This is a genomic window from Rheinheimera sp. (assembly GCF_030824435.1).
Classification (GTDB): Bacteria; Pseudomonadota; Gammaproteobacteria; order Enterobacterales; family Alteromonadaceae; genus Pararheinheimera.
In genome coordinates, this window is the sequence record NZ_JAVBXS010000020.1 from 90,495 (window position 1) to 106,724 (window position 16,230).

18 protein-coding genes are annotated in these 16,230 nt (G+C 49.5%); 6 read left to right on the top strand and 12 right to left on the bottom strand.

Annotated elements, in window-relative coordinates; all coding sequences use genetic code 11:
- The first annotated feature begins 71 nt into the window (after nt 1-71).
- Nucleotides 72-1,139, top strand: coding sequence for a DUF3083 family protein (locus RCH83_RS04295; RefSeq protein ID WP_306519378.1), 1,068 nt, complete (start codon nt 72-74; stop codon nt 1,137-1,139).
- A gap of 113 nt (nt 1,140-1,252) precedes the next feature.
- Here the strand turns inward: RCH83_RS04295 and thpR are convergent, their stop codons facing one another.
- From thpR to arfA, 5 genes are all read right to left on the bottom strand, one after another.
- Entirely contained in the window at nt 1,253-1,846 is a 594-nt protein-coding gene (thpR, locus tag RCH83_RS04300; RefSeq protein ID WP_306519380.1) for an RNA 2',3'-cyclic phosphodiesterase, read from the bottom strand.
- The gene (rluF, locus tag RCH83_RS04305; RefSeq protein ID WP_306519382.1) at nt 1,836-2,606 is read right to left on the bottom strand and encodes a 23S rRNA pseudouridine(2604) synthase RluF; all 771 of its coding nucleotides are present in this window, start codon (nt 2,604-2,606) and stop codon (nt 1,836-1,838) included. The genes thpR and rluF overlap by 11 nt, the downstream gene beginning before the upstream one ends.
- A gap of 101 nt (nt 2,607-2,707) precedes the next feature.
- Nucleotides 2,708-3,541, bottom strand: coding sequence for a PhzF family phenazine biosynthesis protein (locus tag RCH83_RS04310; protein ID WP_306519384.1), 834 nt, complete (start codon nt 3,539-3,541; stop codon nt 2,708-2,710).
- A gap of 2 nt (nt 3,542-3,543) precedes the next feature.
- Entirely contained in the window at nt 3,544-3,894 is a 351-nt protein-coding gene (locus RCH83_RS04315; protein ID WP_306519386.1) for a VOC family protein, read from the bottom strand.
- A 132-nt stretch (nt 3,895-4,026) separates the two neighbouring features.
- Complete coding sequence (gene arfA, locus RCH83_RS04320) at nt 4,027-4,233, bottom strand: ribosome alternative rescue factor ArfA (RefSeq protein WP_306519388.1); 207 nt, start codon at nt 4,231-4,233, stop codon at nt 4,027-4,029.
- A gap of 165 nt (nt 4,234-4,398) precedes the next feature.
- Here arfA and yjjG point away from each other — a divergent pair, with 165 nt between their 5' ends.
- Nucleotides 4,399-5,073: a pyrimidine 5'-nucleotidase gene (yjjG, locus tag RCH83_RS04325; protein WP_306519390.1), complete on the top strand. Its 675-nt coding sequence runs from the start codon at nt 4,399-4,401 to the stop codon at nt 5,071-5,073.
- Between the two features lie 3 nt (nt 5,074-5,076).
- Here the strand turns inward: yjjG and RCH83_RS04330 are convergent, their stop codons facing one another.
- Together RCH83_RS04330 and RCH83_RS04335 are read right to left on the bottom strand one after the other, a co-directional pair.
- Nucleotides 5,077-5,388 carry a hypothetical protein gene (locus tag RCH83_RS04330; protein ID WP_306519392.1) on the bottom strand — a complete coding sequence of 104 codons (312 nt, stop codon included), beginning with the start codon at nt 5,386-5,388 and terminating at the stop codon, nt 5,077-5,079.
- A gap of 95 nt (nt 5,389-5,483) precedes the next feature.
- Complete coding sequence (locus tag RCH83_RS04335) at nt 5,484-6,053, bottom strand: lipocalin family protein (protein ID WP_306519394.1); 570 nt, start codon at nt 6,051-6,053, stop codon at nt 5,484-5,486.
- 181 nt (nt 6,054-6,234) lie between these two features.
- On the opposite strand from RCH83_RS04335, the gene RCH83_RS04340 reads away from it, so the two are divergent.
- Together RCH83_RS04340 and RCH83_RS04345 are read left to right on the top strand one after the other, a co-directional pair.
- Entirely contained in the window at nt 6,235-6,540 is a 306-nt protein-coding gene (locus tag RCH83_RS04340; RefSeq protein WP_306519396.1) for a helix-turn-helix transcriptional regulator, read from the top strand.
- Between the two features lie 19 nt (nt 6,541-6,559).
- Nucleotides 6,560-7,624, top strand: coding sequence for an alkene reductase (locus tag RCH83_RS04345; protein WP_306519398.1), 1,065 nt, complete (start codon nt 6,560-6,562; stop codon nt 7,622-7,624).
- A gap of 184 nt (nt 7,625-7,808) precedes the next feature.
- Here the strand turns inward: RCH83_RS04345 and RCH83_RS04350 are convergent, their stop codons facing one another.
- The 5 genes from RCH83_RS04350 to RCH83_RS04370 form a co-directional block, all read right to left on the bottom strand.
- Complete coding sequence (locus tag RCH83_RS04350) at nt 7,809-8,345, bottom strand: hypothetical protein (RefSeq protein WP_306519400.1); 537 nt, start codon at nt 8,343-8,345, stop codon at nt 7,809-7,811.
- A 40-nt stretch (nt 8,346-8,385) separates the two neighbouring features.
- Entirely contained in the window at nt 8,386-11,493 is a 3,108-nt protein-coding gene (locus RCH83_RS04355; RefSeq protein ID WP_306519402.1) for an efflux RND transporter permease subunit, read from the bottom strand.
- 2 nt (nt 11,494-11,495) lie between these two features.
- The gene (locus tag RCH83_RS04360; protein ID WP_306519404.1) at nt 11,496-12,650 is read right to left on the bottom strand and encodes an efflux RND transporter periplasmic adaptor subunit; all 1,155 of its coding nucleotides are present in this window, start codon (nt 12,648-12,650) and stop codon (nt 11,496-11,498) included.
- Nucleotides 12,650-13,192 carry a hypothetical protein gene (locus tag RCH83_RS04365; protein WP_306519406.1) on the bottom strand — a complete coding sequence of 181 codons (543 nt, stop codon included), beginning with the start codon at nt 13,190-13,192 and terminating at the stop codon, nt 12,650-12,652. The genes RCH83_RS04360 and RCH83_RS04365 overlap by 1 nt, the downstream gene beginning before the upstream one ends.
- Before the next feature lie 177 nt (nt 13,193-13,369).
- Complete coding sequence (locus tag RCH83_RS04370; RefSeq protein WP_306519408.1) at nt 13,370-13,840, bottom strand: nuclear transport factor 2 family protein; 471 nt, start codon at nt 13,838-13,840, stop codon at nt 13,370-13,372.
- Between the two features lie 240 nt (nt 13,841-14,080).
- On the opposite strand from RCH83_RS04370, the gene RCH83_RS04375 reads away from it, so the two are divergent.
- Nucleotides 14,081-14,770, top strand: a complete 690-nt coding sequence (locus tag RCH83_RS04375) for a heavy metal response regulator transcription factor (protein ID WP_306519410.1) — start codon at nt 14,081-14,083, stop codon at nt 14,768-14,770.
- Complete coding sequence (locus RCH83_RS04380; protein WP_306519412.1) at nt 14,760-16,169, top strand: heavy metal sensor histidine kinase; 1,410 nt, start codon at nt 14,760-14,762, stop codon at nt 16,167-16,169. The genes RCH83_RS04375 and RCH83_RS04380 overlap by 11 nt, the downstream gene beginning before the upstream one ends.
- The last annotated feature ends 61 nt before the right edge of the window (nt 16,170-16,230 follow it).

Here is a 16,230-nt window from a genome sequence, read left to right on the forward strand (position 1 = left end):
TGGAACAAAGTTTGCGCCAGTCAGTGCGACTAGAATGGCGCCGTCGATAAAGCATCTACAAGGAAATTCTGATGGCTATCAGCACCCAACATAAAGTCTATATTCCGGACACAGCTAAAGATAACCAGTACATTTTGGCCGAACTGCAACTAAGCGAAGGCTTTTTTGCTTGTTATGCCGATACCCAGAGTTGTTATCAACAACTGAGTCAGCAGTTTTTCCAACTGGCTGAAAAAGCCGGTTTACGTAATGTGCATTTTATTGCCAACGATAAACTGCCGGTGGTGCGTTTTCATACTGAAGCTTTTCATTTTCAGACTGCCGATCAGATGTTGTTTTTTTATAATCCTGCTTATCACGAAGCCCAGCACAGTTATTTCGACCCAAATTATCGCGCCCGTAAAATCAGTTTATTGTGTCTGGCAACTGGCACTGAAATACGTAATCAGGCGGCTGAATTTCACCGTCAGGTCAAAGCGGTGTTGCAGGATTTTAAAGCCGCACTGCCTGTTGCAGTGCCACTGAAAATCCGTGACCACCAGCATTTATCTTATGATTTATTTGCCCGGGCTAAAGGTTGCGACAGCAGCTTTGGTTATAAATTACGTTCTATTTCAGCCCGTTATCAGGCCCGTGATTTGCAAATCCCTACTGAACATCAAGCCATGACTTATGCGGCAGCCACTTTGCCGCTGAGTCAGCAGTTGGTCAAACAACTGCAAAGCTCCGGCCAAAGTGCACCTTACACTGAACTTTACCAGCAACTGGAACAACGTTTAATTAGTTGTGCCACGGCACAACACCTGACCCGACTGGCGTTGGTGGCTGACGGCAGTACACCGCTGGTGCGCAGCAGTCAGATTGATAAACAAAAACGCAGCCAGGAACTGCATATGCTGAGTTTTGATTTAACTTCACCAAAACCTCAGGTATTCAGTCACTGGCAAGCCGATCAGCGGGTTGAAACCGCCCATTTATTGTTGATTGCCGGCCAGGACGACAATAGCGAATTTGGTTATGGCCGTTTTATGAATCAGGTGGAGCAGGCGTTAAAAATGCTGGCACAACAGCTGAATTTAGACCCAGCCAAAGACGATTTAATAGTGCGTTTCCATCAGCACATTAGTTATCAGCTTTGATATTTTAAGGCCAACAAGCCGTCTCCTCTGTCGTGCTTAAAATGTTGTGCCAAACCGCGTATGCCAGGTCCCGGTGTACGCGGTTTTTTTTATATACAGGGCTGGCGCGGGCTTTACTCTGCAATCAAAGGCAAGCGGGCGATAGGCTGATAACAAACACCGTTGGGTGTTGATAACGAATGATATAACAACAATTCATCAGCGCTGAGCGTTAGCTCAATGGCTTCAGGCGCCGGATTGGGCCAGCTTTTTGCTTTACGCGCCAAAGTGATATGTGGTTTTAACTGATGTTGTGGCGGCGGGAAACCAGCGATAGCCGCCGCTTGTTGCAGTTGGCTATCCAGCTGAAACAAACGGCTGTCCTGGATGGCGCCGGTCAGACAAAAAACACCAGGCCCAGGCCAGAGTTCCAGTGTATTTAGCAACACCTTAAAGGCAGGCAAACTGGCTTGCGCCTGAAGCGGTTGCCAGAGCAACCGCGCCTGAGCTGCACTGCTTTGGCCTAAAAACAATAAGGTCAGATGCAGATTGTCGCATTTTACCGCTTGCAAAGGCGCAGGCAGCTGGTGCAACAGCTTGGTTAATAACGCTTTTTGTGCCAAAGTAGGGGCAACACCAATAAAAAGTCGCCGCTCTCCTTGCCAATCAAATTCAGGCCAGTCTAATTCGGGCCCATCAAGCTCAGGCAGGTCAACCTCAGTCTTCATCCGGCAACTGCTGTGCTGTGAGTCTGGACGCTTCTTCAGTTTTGCTGGAGCTTAATAACATAGTTTCCAATTCGGTCATTTCTGCGGCCGTTAACTCGCGCCATTGTCCGGCAGCCAGCCCAACCAAACGCACATTCATAATGCGCACCCTTTTTAATTTGGTGACATTAAAACCCAGATATTCGGTCATACGGCGAATTTGCCGGTTTAACCCCTGACGCAACACAATATTAAAAGTATGCCGCGATTTTTGTGTCACCTGACAAGGTAAAGTCACAGTCTCCAGAATGGGCACGCCGGCCGACATTTTGCGGATAAAATGTTCGTGAATAGGTTTGTCGACAGTCACCACATATTCTTTGTCGTGAGCGTTACCGGCACGCAGAATTTTATTCACAATATCGCCGTCATTGGTCAGGAAAATCAGCCCTTCCGATTCTTTATCCAGCCGGCCTATTGGGAAAATCCGCTCCGGATATTTCACCGCATCCACAATATTGCCTTTGATATGCAGCTCAGTGGTGCAGGTAATGCCCACAGGCTTGTGATACGCCAGATACACGCGTCTTGGTTTATTTTTCAGCGGTTTGCCTGCAACTTCAACGTTATCTGTTGCTGCCACTTTGGTGCCCACCAAAGCCAGCTGGCCATTCACTTTGACCTGACCGGACTCAATCAGTTTGTCGGCTTCGCGTCTGGAGCAAAAGCCGGTGTCGCTGATAAATTTATTTAAACGAAAAAGCTCAGTAGTTGTGGTCAACTGGGGTACGCCTGTGGCTGTAAAATGATGCAAAGTTTAAGGCTCAGCCAAGCGAAGGGCAAGCCTGCAGTGTTTTGCAGTAAAGAGTTAAGGAGTAAGAGTCAAAACAACGATGCTAATCTGACTGGTGCTAATGGCAATAACAGTTCACTGACACCAGACAGCCTGGCCATAGCGGCTATCTGCACCAAATCACCGGCGCTTTGTGGTAATAATTGCACTACAAATTCGCCGCCTGTTGCTGATAGTTGGCAGGCTCTTATGGGCCCATGGCCAAGCCTGCTTGCCCAATAAGGCATCAGTGAGCAGTGGGCCGAGCCTGTGGCTGGGTCTTCGTTGATGCCAATTTTTGGCGCAAAATACCTGAACACATAATCGCCTTGTGGCGAAGCTGCCGTCACAATCACTGCGTGCCATGACAATAAACAGATAACAGCAAAATCCGGCTGATAAGCCGCTACTTCGGCTGAAGTGGCAAACTCCAGAACCAAATCTCTGCTGCTGGCAGCCCGCATAGCGCCCTGAGTGATGGCAGCAGTTAAAGTGTCCAGAGCTTGGGCTTGCAGGGCAAAAGCGCTGAGCGTCAGGCAAAAATGGTTATCTTGTTTTGCCACTCTGATATTGCCAAAAGGGCTATAGAAGGCTAATTCATTGCTCTGGTTGGTGTTGTTCGGTTCGTTAAAAAGCACAGCCGCAGCAGCAAGCGTGCCGTGGCCACATAAATTGATTTCGGCGCTGCTGCTAAACCAGCGAATGTGATAACCGCTTTGCTGTTGGCATAACATCACAGTGACAGGCTGCAAAGTGGCAGCTGCCAGTTGTTGTAATAGCTCTGTCGGTGGAAACTCATCAAACACAACCACGGCCGCCGGGTTACCGGCACAAGTTCTACTGCTAAAAGCGTGCACCAGCTGAACGGCAAACAGCTGCGGCATTGTTATTCAGCCCAAACGGCAAGTTCGTTGCCACCGGGTTCCAGAAACTGAAAACGTCTGCCACCCGGGAAACTAAAAATAGCTTTAGTAATAGCAGCCCCGGCGGCCTCGACAGCGGCCAGGCTTTGTTCCAGATTGTCGCTTTTCAGCACCACTAAAACCCCACCTTGTGCTGTGGTGGCAACCTGAGGGGCACGATAAAAACCACCCTCCAGACCGGCATCAAAAAACGCCAGATAATCAGGGCCATAGTCGACAAAGCTCCAGCCAAACACAGCACTGAAAAATGCTTTGCTGGCCTGTGGGTTTAAGCTTGGCAGTTCCAGGTAATTAATTTTGTCGGGGCGGGTCATGGCTTTTCCTTGTTTGAATCAAACACTTTGGGCAAAAGGAAGTCTGAGGCTAACAAGGGGCACAAATTTAGGCAATCAGGGTAAAGAGGTTATGTGGTAAAAAATGCAGGCGAACACCAGAAAAACAACAGCTTAATGGAGAAATCTCAAAGCCCAAAATGCATCAGGGGCACCCTGTAAGTGCCCCTGACGATTATGTTTACGGCTGTATGCGCCTTTGCCTTTTTTCGGTTTTTCCACTTTGCAGCGGAATAACGGACTGGTGACTAAAGCCGCTAAAGCATTGTCGTGGATGTTACCACGGCCATGGGCAACTTTGCCCTTTGCTGTTTTTTTCATTGCCTTGCCCTTTTTGGTTAAAAAACGCGCACATTGTAACAACAATCACAGCGGCCACAAGCGGTTTTTTTGGCACACAATTTTGCGGCTCACCATGTCTGGCACCGCAGCTTTCTGGCATAATGCACCGCCTGTTATTTCAGTTCATTTGCCCGCGGAAAAGCCATGTTATACCACTGCATTTTATTCGACGCCGACGACACTCTGTTTCATTTTGATGCTTTTGCCGGTTTACAGCAGTTGTTCAGCCGTTATGATTTGGCTTTTGATCAAACCGAATTTGGCCGTTACCAACAACTAAATTTGCCTTTGTGGCAACAATATCAGGCCGGCACTATTAACGCCGAACAACTGCAAAACCAACGTTTTATACCTTATGCCCAACAGCTTGGCGTAGCAGCAGCCCAACTTAACCATGAGTTTTTGCTGACCATGGCCGACATCTGCACTTTATTGCCAGGCGCCAAAGAGTTGCTGCAAGCGCTTTGTGGCAAAGCGCAGCTTGGCATAATCACCAATGGTTTTACCCAAATGCAGCAACTGCGGCTGGAACGTTGTGGTGTGGCGCATTTTTTTGACACCCTGGTAATTTCCGAACAGGTTGGGGTGGCTAAACCCCATCCGGCTATTTTTGATCATGCGCTGGCAAGCCTGGGGCACCCGGCAAAAGCTAAAACCCTGATGGTGGGTGACAATATAATCGCAGACGTCAAAGGGGCGCAAAACGCCGGTCTTGCGGCTTGTTGGCTCAATCATCAACAAGCAGAGGCGCCGAATGACATCAAACCTGACTATACAGTGAGCTCTTTGCCCCAGCTGCAACAACTGCTGCTGGCCTGATTTTTAACGGCGAGCTTCGTTGTTGCCTCGGTCTGCTGCCGCGGTTTTGGCTTGTTGTTCTGCAGCCGTAGCTTCATTTTCATATTGCATCAGCAATATCGTCAGATAAATTTTGGTCGGCAACGACAAAATCAACCCAAATGCACAACAAAGCGCCACTATGATAATGCCCGGTACGCCCATGGTTTCCGGCAATTTGGCACCCACCCATAAATAATGGCCAAACAAAATCAGCGTGATACCGCACCACATCATCAGTTTTAACCAGAACATCAGCCGCGGTTGGGTGGTATCAGACACAAAGTTGCGGCTCATTCGCAGATATCCAGCTCAGTCATCATGTTCTGACTATAGAAGCATGCCAAAACTGTGGCTTGATCCAGCACAACACAACTTGTTTTTAGTGTCTGTTATTGGCAGCTACGGATTTTGATCCAGTCTTGTGGTTTGATGCCAAGATCAGTTGCCGCCTGGTAAAAGGCAGCACATTGTTTTTCTTCAGGAATTTCACTTCGAGCCAAGAGCCAGGCATAAGTTAAATCCGGGCCAACCACCAAAGCCATGCTGTAATCCGGTGTCAGTTTGGCAATATTATAAGCACCATAAAAAGGACCAAAAAACGACACCTTTAACCGGCCTTGATCTGTTGGCCCGACAAATTTGGCCACCCCTTGTGCGTCTTGCCATTGTTGTGATTTTTCGTCAAAACCACGGTTCAGTACTTTGACCGAGCCATCAGCATTCAGGCTGTAATGGGCGCTGACCTGAGTTAAACCACGTTCAAAACGGTGATCCAGCCGGGCTATTTCATGCCACTGCCCCAAATATTTGTTTAATTCAAAAGGCGTGACCACTGTGACATTTTCAGGCACGCCGGTGCAGGCACTCAGCAGCAGGCAAACGCCAAAAGCAAGCAAGACAGCCGGCTTTAACCAGAACCTGCGTATTTGTTGTTTTAGATACTGTTGTTTTAACTTCATATTTATCTCCCGGATTATTGCCAGAGTTATAGAGCTGTCTACGTAAACACATCATTTTGGTATCAGTCTGTCTGCTAAAAGACCTGGCGCAAAAATGACGATTAAAAAAACAACTGTTGCATATCGTTAATTATCGATATATATTTCTATTTATCGCGATATAAGGATATTGGGATCCCAAATGAACAACCTTGAACTTGATGAACTGATCAAAGCCCTGTCACACCCGGTCAGACGCGACATATTAAATTGGCTAAAACAGCCAGAGCTGTATTTTGCCGACCAGGAACACCCGCTGTCTTTTGGGGTTTGTGCCGGAAAAATTGATCAAAAAACCGGGCTGTCACAGTCCACAGTGTCAAACCATCTGGCTATTTTGCAAAGAGCTGGTTTTATCAGCAGCAAAAAAGTCGGCCAGTGGAATTTTTTTTCGCGTAATGAAGCTGCTATTCAGGCGTTTTTACAAGGTCTGCAACAGCAGCTTTAACCAACAAGGCTGAATTTGAATGAGCACAATAACTTTGTTTGACCCGCTGCAATTGGGCAGCCTGACATTAAAAAACCGTGTGGTAATGGCGCCTTTAACCCGCTGCCGTGCCAGTGAAGGCCGGGTACCTAATGCGCTGATGGCTGATTATTACCGCCAGCGCGCCAGTGCCGGTTTGATTTTATCTGAAGCCACTTCGGTCACGCCTATGGGTGTGGGTTACCCTGACACGCCTGGCATTTGGTCGGACGAACAGGTGCAAGGCTGGAAACTGGTGACAGATGCAGTGCACCAACAAGGCGGGCTGATTTTCCTGCAGCTGTGGCACGTAGGCCGGGTATCCGACCCTTATTATTTAAATGGTGAATTACCGGTAGCGCCAAGTGCGGTCAAGCCGGCCGGTCATGTCAGTTTATTAAGACCGATGAAAGACTTCGAAACGCCAAGAGCCTTAACACTGGACGAAATTAAAGAGGTGATTGCGGCTTACCGTCAGGGCGCTATGAACGCCAAAGCGGCCGGTTTTGATGGTGTGCATGTGCATGGTGCCAATGGTTATCTGCTGGATCAGTTCCTGCAAGACAGCACCAATTTGCGTACCGATGCATACGGTGGCTCTTTGCAAAACCGCGCCCGTTTATTGCTGGAAGTGACAGACGCCTGTATTGAGGTTTGGGGCAAAGACAGAGTGGCAGTGCATTTAGCACCCAGAATGGACGCCCATGATATGAAAGACAGCCAACCTGCTGATACTTTTGGTTATGTGGCACGTGAACTGGGTAAACGCCAGATTGCCTTTATTTCTACCCGCGAACATGCCGCCGACAACAGCTTAACGCCGATGCTCAAACAGCAGTTTGGCGGTGTAGTCATTGCCAACGAAGGCTTTAATAAAGCCCAGGCCAATGCCTGGCTGGCTGAGGGCAAAGCCGACGCTGTGGCTTTTGGTATTCCTTTTATTGCCAACCCGGATTTACCGGCACGTTTGCAACAAGACGCAGCACTGAATACCCCACGCAAAGAGCTGTTTTACGCCCAGGGTGCTGAAGGTTATACCGATTATCCGGTGTTAACACAGGCTTAAACTCAGTTGCTGTTAGTGGAGTAATGCCGCTATGACAGCACCAGAGCAACGGCTTTTGCTCTGACAACATACGTTAATTCTGAATAATAAAAAAACCACCGGCGACGGTGGTTTTTTTATTATTAAAGTCTGGCTTATCTTTCAGGCGCAGCATCACACAGATACAACTGGCCCCAGTCCCGACTTAATGATGATGGCTATGATCTTCAGTTTTTTCGCCATCATGTTTGTGTTCTTCGCCATGATCGTGCTGCTCATTATGGTCATGCTCTTTGGCCGCTGCTGCCGTTGGTTTTAAGGGTTCAAACTTTGCGGTTTGTGCACTCTGGCCCGGCATAGTGATATTGGCCACTACTTTCATCTCAGGTACTGAAGCGTACATAGCTTCACCCACCAGCGCGTTATTGCCTTCTGGTTTTAGTGTTACTTTGGCTTTTTGTTTGCCAGCTACCAGCACTAAAGTGGCAGTGGCGCCTGCTGTTGCCACTGGCGTGTTGGCGTGATCCATTACAAAAACTTTAATGGCATTGTTTTTGGTGTCTTTGCTGTTTTTCACCACTAACAGCTCAAAATGATAAGCACCAGCCATGCGCAGTTGGCCACCATTAGGGCCAACCACAGTGTCCAGATATTCATCGGTATGGGCCTGCACTGCTGTTGTTGCCAGGAAAGCCAGCAGCGCTGCTGCTTTCATCAGATGTTGTAAACTGGTTTTGAACATAAAATTCTCCAATAATTTCAATAGGTTGTTAAAACTAAAATTAATACAGTTGTTGCTGATTTTTATCCTGTAACAAACGTTGCAGCGGCGCTTTACCCCAAAGCCAGAACATCAGCGGTGTGAGCACTGTGTCCAGAATGGTGGAGCTGACCAAACCACCAAAAATCACCACTGCAACAGGGTGCAAAATTTCTTTGCCAGGGGCATCGGCCGAAAATAACAAAGGCAAGAGTGCAAAAGCCGCCACTAAAGCTGTCATCAGCACAGGCGTTAAACGCTCCAGCGAACCACGGATAATCATTTTTGTGCCAAACACTTCACCTTCAAAACGGCATAAGTTGATGTAATGGCTGATTTTCAAAATACCGTTACGGGTGGCAATACCGGCCAGGGTGATAAAACCAACCAGCGCTGCCACTGAAAGTGGCTGGTCGGCCCACCAGAGTGCCAGCACAGAGCCAATTAATGCCAGCGGAATATTCGCCATAATAATTAAGGTTAACCGCAGCGACTGATACCTGCTGTACAACACCAGCAAAATGGCCAATAAAGAACCCAGCGCCAATAAAGTAATTAAATCAGCGGCTTCTTCTTGTGCCTGGAACTGGCCTTCCAGCGCAGTGAAATACCCTTCCGGCAACTTGGTTTGTGCCAGCACAGCACGGATGTCGGTAATAGCATGGCTTAAGTCCCTGCCCTCGACATTGGCCGATAAAACGATACGGCGACGGCCATTTTCACGGCTGATTTGATTAGGGCCGTCTGACTCCAGCACCTGCGCCAGCATACTCAGCGGCACTGCGCCTTTGGGTGTTTGGATCAGCAGCTGCGCCAAAGCGGCAGGGTCGCGTGCACTGTCGGGTAAACGTAACAATAAATCAAAACGCCGTTCGTTACTGACCAGCTGACTGAGTTTTACCCCATCAATCTGCTGTTGCAGACTATGCAGCAGCGCACCTGGTGCCACACCATAAGCAGCGGCTTTTTGGTAATCCACCTGAATTTTTACCTGCGGGATCAATACCTGTTTTTCCAGGCTGATATCGGTCACCCCTGCTACTTTGCCAAGCTGTTGTTGCAGGTTATTGCCAAGGGCACGCAAGGTGGCAATATCATCACCAAAAACTTTTATGGCAATTTGCGCCCGCACGCCAGACAACAAATGGTCGAGGCGGTGCGAAATAGGTTGCCCCACACTGACACTGCCCGGCAACACAGCCAGTGAACGACGGATTTCCGCCAGTACTTCAGCTCTTGGCCTTTCCAGTACCTGTAAATCAACGTCGATTTCGGTGTAATGCACCCCCTCGGCGTGTTCATCCAGTTCAGCCCGACCGGTACGGCGGCCAACCTGCGTCACTTCCGGCACCTGCAATAACAACTGCTCGGCCAAAGCCCCTACTTTATTGGATTCACTGAGCGCTGTGCCAGGTTGTAACATCAGGTTGATAGTTAAAGTGCCTTCGTTAAAAGGCGGCAGGAAACTTTTGGCAAAAAACGGCACTGCAGCTGCCGCCAGCGTGACCGCCACAAGCGCAGCCGCCAATAAACTGCGGGCATGACCAAAAGACCAGCGCAGCAGCTGCTCGTCGCGTTTTTTCAAAAAGCGCACCAGCGCGCTGTCACCATGTTGTTGCTGCGCCAGTTTCGGCAGCAGGTAATAACACAGCACAGGGGTCACAGTTATAGCCACCAGCATACTGGCCAGAATAGAAGTGATATAAGCCACACCAAGCGGGCTGAATAACCGGCCTTCAATACCTGACAAAGCAAAGAGCGGCACAAACACCAGCACCACTATTAAAGTTGCATACACCACCCCACTTCGCACTTCACCTGAAGCGGCAGCTATCACTTCCAGCACAGGTTTTGGCGTGGCCAGTTGTTGGTTTTCTTTCAGGCGGCGTAATACGTTTTCAACATCAACCACTGCGTCGTCCACCAGCTCACCCAGGGCAATGGCAAGGCCACCCAAAGTCATAGTGTTGATCGACAAACCAAAATGACGGAATACCAGCACTGCGGCCAATAAACTCAGTGGTATCGCCAGCAAAGAAATAGCTGTGGTGCGTACATTGAGTAAAAACATAAACAGAATAAGGGTGACCATAATGGCACCATCACGCAAAGCTTCTTCGACGTTATTGATGGAATTTTCAATAAAATCAGCCTGTTTAAATAAAAACTGCGGTGGCTGCACCCCGGCAGGCAAACCTTTGCTAAGTTCGGTCACTGCAGCTTCAATCTGCCTGGTTAAAACCACACTGTCGCCTGCCGGTTGTTTTTGTACCGACAAAATCACCGCTGCTTTGCCTTTATAACCGGCATCACCCCTTTTAGTGGCGGCCACAATATTTACATTGGCCAGTTGATGTAATAACACCGGCTGACCATTTTTAACCGTCACCACCAGCTGCTGTAAATCGTCCAGCGCTGTGGTGCGGCCAATGTTGCGAATTAACCACTCGCGCCCCTGCGCTTCCAGAAAACCACCACTGGAATTTGCGCCAAAATCCGTTAAAGCTTGTTCAATCTCATTCAGGCTGACATCCAGCGCCGCCAGTTGTGAAGCTATAGGTTCGACTCTGTATTGGCGCACTTCACCGCCAATAGGGATCACCTGAGCGACACCAGGAATACTGAGTAACCTGGGCCGCACCACCCAGTCGGCAAATTCCCGCACTGCCATAGGGCTGACTTTGGCCGGATCGGCCGGAATGGCCAGCAGCAGAATTTCACCCATAATGGACGACACCGGCCCCAGCTGTGGCATCACGCCATCCGGCAACTGTTCCTGTGCCAGACTCAGCCGTTCGGCCACCATCTGGCGGTTGCGGTAAATATCTGAGCCCCAGTCAAATTCGATATAAAGCACCGACAAACCAACACCGGACACCGAACGCACCCGGCTAACACCAGGTATACCATTCATGCTGGTTTCCAGCGGGAAGCTGACCAGTTGTTCCACTTCTTCCGGCGCCATACCGCCGGCTTCAGTCATTAAAGTGACTGTAGGTTTATTTAAGTCAGGAAATACATCCACCGGTAATTGTTGCAGGCTCATGCTGCCAAACACCAGCAACAACAAAGCACAACCCAATACAAACAGCCGTTGTTTTAAACTAATGCGGATCAGTGCATCAAACATGCTTACCTCACCTGTGCCAGCAACGAAGCAGCTTGTACCACCACTCTGTCGCCGTCATGTAAACCACTGACAATCACCACTTCGTTGGCGTTCAGCGGCAGCGGGCTGACTTTTTGTGCAATAAAACGTTCCGGCGACTGATGCACCCAAACCGCGGTTTCACCGGTATCAAGTTTTTGTAAAGCGGTACGGGGCACAGCCCAGCCGGTCAGCAGCTCGCCTGTTGCCAGCATGACAGTCAGCGGCTGGCCGACACTCAGCGGCGGCAAAACACTATTGTCGTCTGTCACTGGCTTAAACCACAAAGGCCGGGCCTGTTGTTGTAACTGCAAACCCTGACCACTGAGTTGCAGCTTGAAACCAACAGCTTGTGGCTGGTTTTGTTGTGCCAGCAGCAAAGCGCTGGCCGCAGGCTGTGCCGGCAAGCTCAGGCTGTTGTCATATAAACGCGCTTCAATCAGCAGTTGGGCAGGGTCGACAATCTGAAACAAAGCGTCACGGCTTTCCACCACCTGACCACGCAATTTATACACTTTGCTGATCACACCGGACACCGGCGCTACAACCGGCAATAACTGGCCTGCGCCTTTGGCGGCAAATTCACGGCGTTTTTTCAGGCCGGCTAAATCAATGTTTAACGCGTCAAGTTCGTTGGCGGGCACCAGCGTGCCGAGTTTTTCAAAACGGCGGATGCGGTCGCGGTTCAGCGCTATCTGGGCGTCTAATTCGGCCAATAACGCCTGCTGATTGCTGCGGTCCAGGCTGGTATCCAGCGGTGCTATAGCGGCCAGCACCTGCCCTGCAGTGACCTTTTGGCCTAAAGTTGGCCAGCCATCAGGCCCGGCCTGCAATTGGCCAAGCTGTACTGCTTCTATCAGGCCACCAAAAGCCGGATCCAGCACCACTTCAGCCTGCAGTTCAATACTGCGCTGATGTTTGGCTTGTTGTACTTTGCGGGTGCGTAATTGCCATTGTTGTTGCGCTGCTTTGGGAATAAACAGGCTGCCATCTGTTAAGCGGCTTGGTTTATCACCACTGATTTGCACCACAGGTGCTTCGTCGTGAGAATGATCTTCACCACCATGGGCGGCCACCTGAGCCGGGAACACCACCGACACCAAACTAAGCAACAGCAGATTTTGCAGAACCTTTTTCATTAGTTTGCCCCCTGCGAACGACGTGACGCCAGACGCCAGAACACCAAAGCCAACGCCAGCACCCCCAGTACCAGCCACAACTGCGAGCTGTATTCGGTCCAGCTATGGTCATGCGGCACTTCAGTGCTGATTGGCGTTAAATCCAGTTCAGTGGCTAATAAATCAAGGTTGTCACCTGCTTCAATGGTGAGGGTCACAGCATGACGTTGTGGTAATAAAGCTGGCGTTTTCAGCTGATAAAAACCCGGTTGCACCATAGTGGCTTTGCCACTAAAACCTGCGGCATCCAGTTCAATCACGGCGTCTGCTACAGGGCTGTTGTCGGCAAAATAATCCAGATAAATACTGAGTTGTTGTTCAGCACTGCCGGCAGCAGGGGCAACCAGCACCAGCTCAAATAACTCAGAGCTGGCATAAGCCCGGCTGCCTGAACTGGCAGCGGCTGGTGCTGCTGGTTTTTTCTCTTCATCGCTATGGTCTTCACCACCATGCGCCCAAAGTTGTAACGGCAGACAAAAAATAATAAGCCACAGAAATTTCATGCTGATCCCAACAAAAACAATATTGATGACAGCAGTTTGTCAGAGAGCACACAACAACAGCCTGACAGCCAGATTACAAATTTGTCATCTGGGCTTTTTCTTCTGTGGTTTGGCGAGGTGTGAAGGCAGAAAAAACAGGCTGCGGTCACAACCACAGCCAAAGCGGACTGGCTGAAATTACGACCAATGAACTAACACTATTTGCCACTGACCTTTGATATTACGCAGTACCAGCGACTCCACACCGGTGCGGTCAATTTTTTTGCCTTTGATTTCGCCCTGTTGTTGGCTGCGGCTGACGGCGTAAGCAATATCGCCAACAATTTCAATTTGTTGCTCCAGCAACTTGCTACTGATTTGTTTTAAATAGTTAATATCGGCGTCCAGATGATGGGCTTTGTATTCGTCCCGTGAACGCTCGACGCCACCCCCTTCAAAAATCTGCACTTCTGGCGCCAGCTGTGCCAACGCAGCGTCGCGGTTGCCTTGTTGCAAAGCCTGATGAAACTGCTGCACCACTTGTCCGGCCGCTGTTTGGTAAACTTCAGTATTCACCGTGGCGGTGTGATTGTTTTTGCCATGTGCCCAAGCCTGAGCGCTGCAACCACCAAGCAGCACAGCGAATAAAGTAGCCATATAAATGTTCATTGTTGTTCCTTGTTTTTTGATGTGTTGTTTTGTCGTTTAAGGCTGCAGCGCATAGCCGGCAAAAAGTACCTGCAAAAATCGCAGCCAATAGCAGTGTGCTTGCTGTTGCATTGCAACACTCTGTCACAAAGATGACAATATTGTCATTTAACCATCGGCGCCAGCGCCAGGCTATGCCAGCTGCGCAGATTCGGCTAAGCTGAGCGCGGCCATCACCCTGGTCAGGCTACGGGAACTCAGATGCGTTTATTAATAGTTGAAGATGAAATTAAAACCGGTGATTACCTGAAACAGGGTTTTACTGAAGCTGGTTTTAACCCGACTTTATGCCGCAACGGGCTGGATGGCCATCATCTGGCCATGACCGAAGACTTTGAGCTGATTATTCTGGATTTAATGTTGCCAGACGTTGATGGGCTGCGCATTTTAACGGCGCTGCGTCAGGCCAGCCGCCATACCCCTGTGTTGTTACTCAGTGCGCTCGACAGTGTCGACGACCGCGTCCGTGGGCTGGAGCTTGGTGCTGACGATTATCTGGTAAAACCTTTTGCCTTTAACGAGCTGCTGGCGCGGGTACGCACTTTGCTTAGGCGTGGTCAGCTGCAGCCGCAGGCCGACCGGCTACAGGTGGCTGATTTAATTCTGGAATTTAGTAAACACAAAGCGAGCCGCAACGGCAAAAAGCTCAACCTGACCCAAAAAGAGTTTGCACTGCTGGAGCTTCTGATGCGCCGCGAAGGGGAGGTATTGCCCCGCTCTTTAATTGCCAGTCAGGTATGGGATATGAATTTTGACTCAGACACCAATGTGATAGACGTGGCAATACGGCGACTGCGCAGCAAAGTCGACGACGATTTTGCGGTAAAACTGATTCACACTGTGCGTGGCATGGGCTACAAAATAGAGGCGCCTGAGCAGCATGAATTTTAACAAAGTGCCGTTATCGCTAGCCAACAGGGTGATGCTGTTTGTAGCAGCCGCCGTGTTGTTATGCGCTATGTTGCTGGCCTCTATGTTACAAAATTCTATTGAACAACATTTTTCTGAACAGGACGCCGGTGAATTACAAGCGGTGGCACATTCGGTGTTGCACGCGCTGGAAGATGACCAGTTATCGCCACAAAACTATCAGGCGCATTTGCATCAGGTATTAACGGGCCATCACCAGAGTTATTATCTGGTGCTGGATAATAAAGCCCAGCCCGCACTCAGCACTGACGGCGCCGATTTAACCCCTTTGTTGCAACTGACTAAGCCGGTCAAGCAAATACAACCAGCAGATTTAGTCAGCTGGCAGCAGGACAACCGGCATTTTCGCGGTGCTATTTTGCAAGGCAAAAACGGCGTTGACGTGGCAGTGGCCATGGAAATGGAATTTCACCTGCATTATCTGCATTTATTACGCTGGACTTTATGGCTGACCATAGCGGCTGCTGTGGCTGTTATTTTACTGGCCGCCTGGTTTGGTGTCCGACAGGGGCTGCAACCTTTGGCCAAACTCAGCAGTGACATCCGCCATATCAGCGCCGAACATTTACATTTGCGTCTCGAAGCAGCAGAAGTGCCGGTAGAACTGCGGGAACTGGTTGGCAGTTTTAACCAGATGATTGAAAACCTGCAACAGGGTTTTGCCCGGTTATCTGAGTTTTCGGCCGACATAGCCCACGAACTGCGTACACCACTGAGTAACCTTATTACCCAAACTCAGGTGACTTTAAGCAAAGAACGTAGCCTGGAAGAATACCGTGAACTGTTGTATTCCAATCTGGAAGAGCAGGAGCGGCTGGCAAAAATGGTCAGTGATATGTTGTGGCTGGCTAAAACCGACCACGGCCTGTTAAAACTTAAACCTGAAGCTGTGGCGTTAAAGCCTTTTGTCACTCAACTTTTTGAGTTTTTTGAGTTTCTTGCTGATGACAAACAAGTACGCCTGACCTATCAGGGGCCGGGGCTGCAGCTTTCTGCCGACAAAGTGATGTTACAACGTGCTTTGTCGAATCTGTTGTCCAATGCCATCCGCCATGCAGACAGCAACAGTGAAGTGCTGGTGAAAGTGCAAAATGATGCCGATTTTATCCAGATCCATGTGCAAAACCGCGGCAAAACCATCCCAGCCGAACATTTACCTTTGTTATTTAACCGTTTTTACCGGGTTGATCCTTCGCGGCAACGCCACAGTGAAGGTGCCGGCCTTGGTCTGGCTATGGTGAAATCTATAGTTGAATTACATGGTGGTCAGGTTGCTGTCAGCTCAGAGCATGGCCTCACTTGTTTTAGTTTGTGTTGGCCAACAGCAACAAACCTCCTACACAATCAAACAGCAGGTTAAAAGCCGCTGATAGCCTGCCGCTTGTCGACACCACAGATTCTTTCTGATCGCAAAACGGCTG

Bases quoted from the DNA above. Each gene is read 5' to 3' on its own strand.
- RCH83_RS04295 (WP_306519378.1), top strand. From the start codon at position 72: ATGGCTATCAGCACCCAACATAAAGTCTATATTCCGGACACAGCTAAA.
- thpR (WP_306519380.1), bottom strand. From the start codon at position 1,846: ATGAAGACTGAGGTTGACCTGCCTGAGCTTGATGGGCCCGAATTAGAC.
- RCH83_RS04310 (WP_306519384.1), bottom strand. From the start codon at position 3,541: ATGCCGCAGCTGTTTGCCGTTCAGCTGGTGCACGCTTTTAGCAGTAGA.
- RCH83_RS04315 (WP_306519386.1), bottom strand. From the start codon at position 3,894: ATGACCCGCCCCGACAAAATTAATTACCTGGAACTGCCAAGCTTAAAC.
- arfA (WP_306519388.1), bottom strand. From the start codon at position 4,233: ATGAAAAAAACAGCAAAGGGCAAAGTTGCCCATGGCCGTGGTAACATC.
- yjjG (WP_306519390.1), top strand. From the start codon at position 4,399: ATGTTATACCACTGCATTTTATTCGACGCCGACGACACTCTGTTTCAT.
- RCH83_RS04330 (WP_306519392.1), bottom strand. From the start codon at position 5,388: ATGAGCCGCAACTTTGTGTCTGATACCACCCAACCGCGGCTGATGTTC.
- RCH83_RS04335 (WP_306519394.1), bottom strand. From the start codon at position 6,053: ATGAAGTTAAAACAACAGTATCTAAAACAACAAATACGCAGGTTCTGG.
- RCH83_RS04340 (WP_306519396.1), top strand. From the start codon at position 6,235: ATGAACAACCTTGAACTTGATGAACTGATCAAAGCCCTGTCACACCCG.
- RCH83_RS04345 (WP_306519398.1), top strand. From the start codon at position 6,560: ATGAGCACAATAACTTTGTTTGACCCGCTGCAATTGGGCAGCCTGACA.
- RCH83_RS04350 (WP_306519400.1), bottom strand. From the start codon at position 8,345: ATGTTCAAAACCAGTTTACAACATCTGATGAAAGCAGCAGCGCTGCTG.
- RCH83_RS04355 (WP_306519402.1), bottom strand. From the start codon at position 11,493: ATGTTTGATGCACTGATCCGCATTAGTTTAAAACAACGGCTGTTTGTA.
- RCH83_RS04360 (WP_306519404.1), bottom strand. From the start codon at position 12,650: ATGAAAAAGGTTCTGCAAAATCTGCTGTTGCTTAGTTTGGTGTCGGTG.
- RCH83_RS04365 (WP_306519406.1), bottom strand. From the start codon at position 13,192: ATGAAATTTCTGTGGCTTATTATTTTTTGTCTGCCGTTACAACTTTGG.
- RCH83_RS04370 (WP_306519408.1), bottom strand. From the start codon at position 13,840: ATGAACATTTATATGGCTACTTTATTCGCTGTGCTGCTTGGTGGTTGC.
- RCH83_RS04375 (WP_306519410.1), top strand. From the start codon at position 14,081: ATGCGTTTATTAATAGTTGAAGATGAAATTAAAACCGGTGATTACCTG.
- RCH83_RS04380 (WP_306519412.1), top strand. From the start codon at position 14,760: ATGAATTTTAACAAAGTGCCGTTATCGCTAGCCAACAGGGTGATGCTG.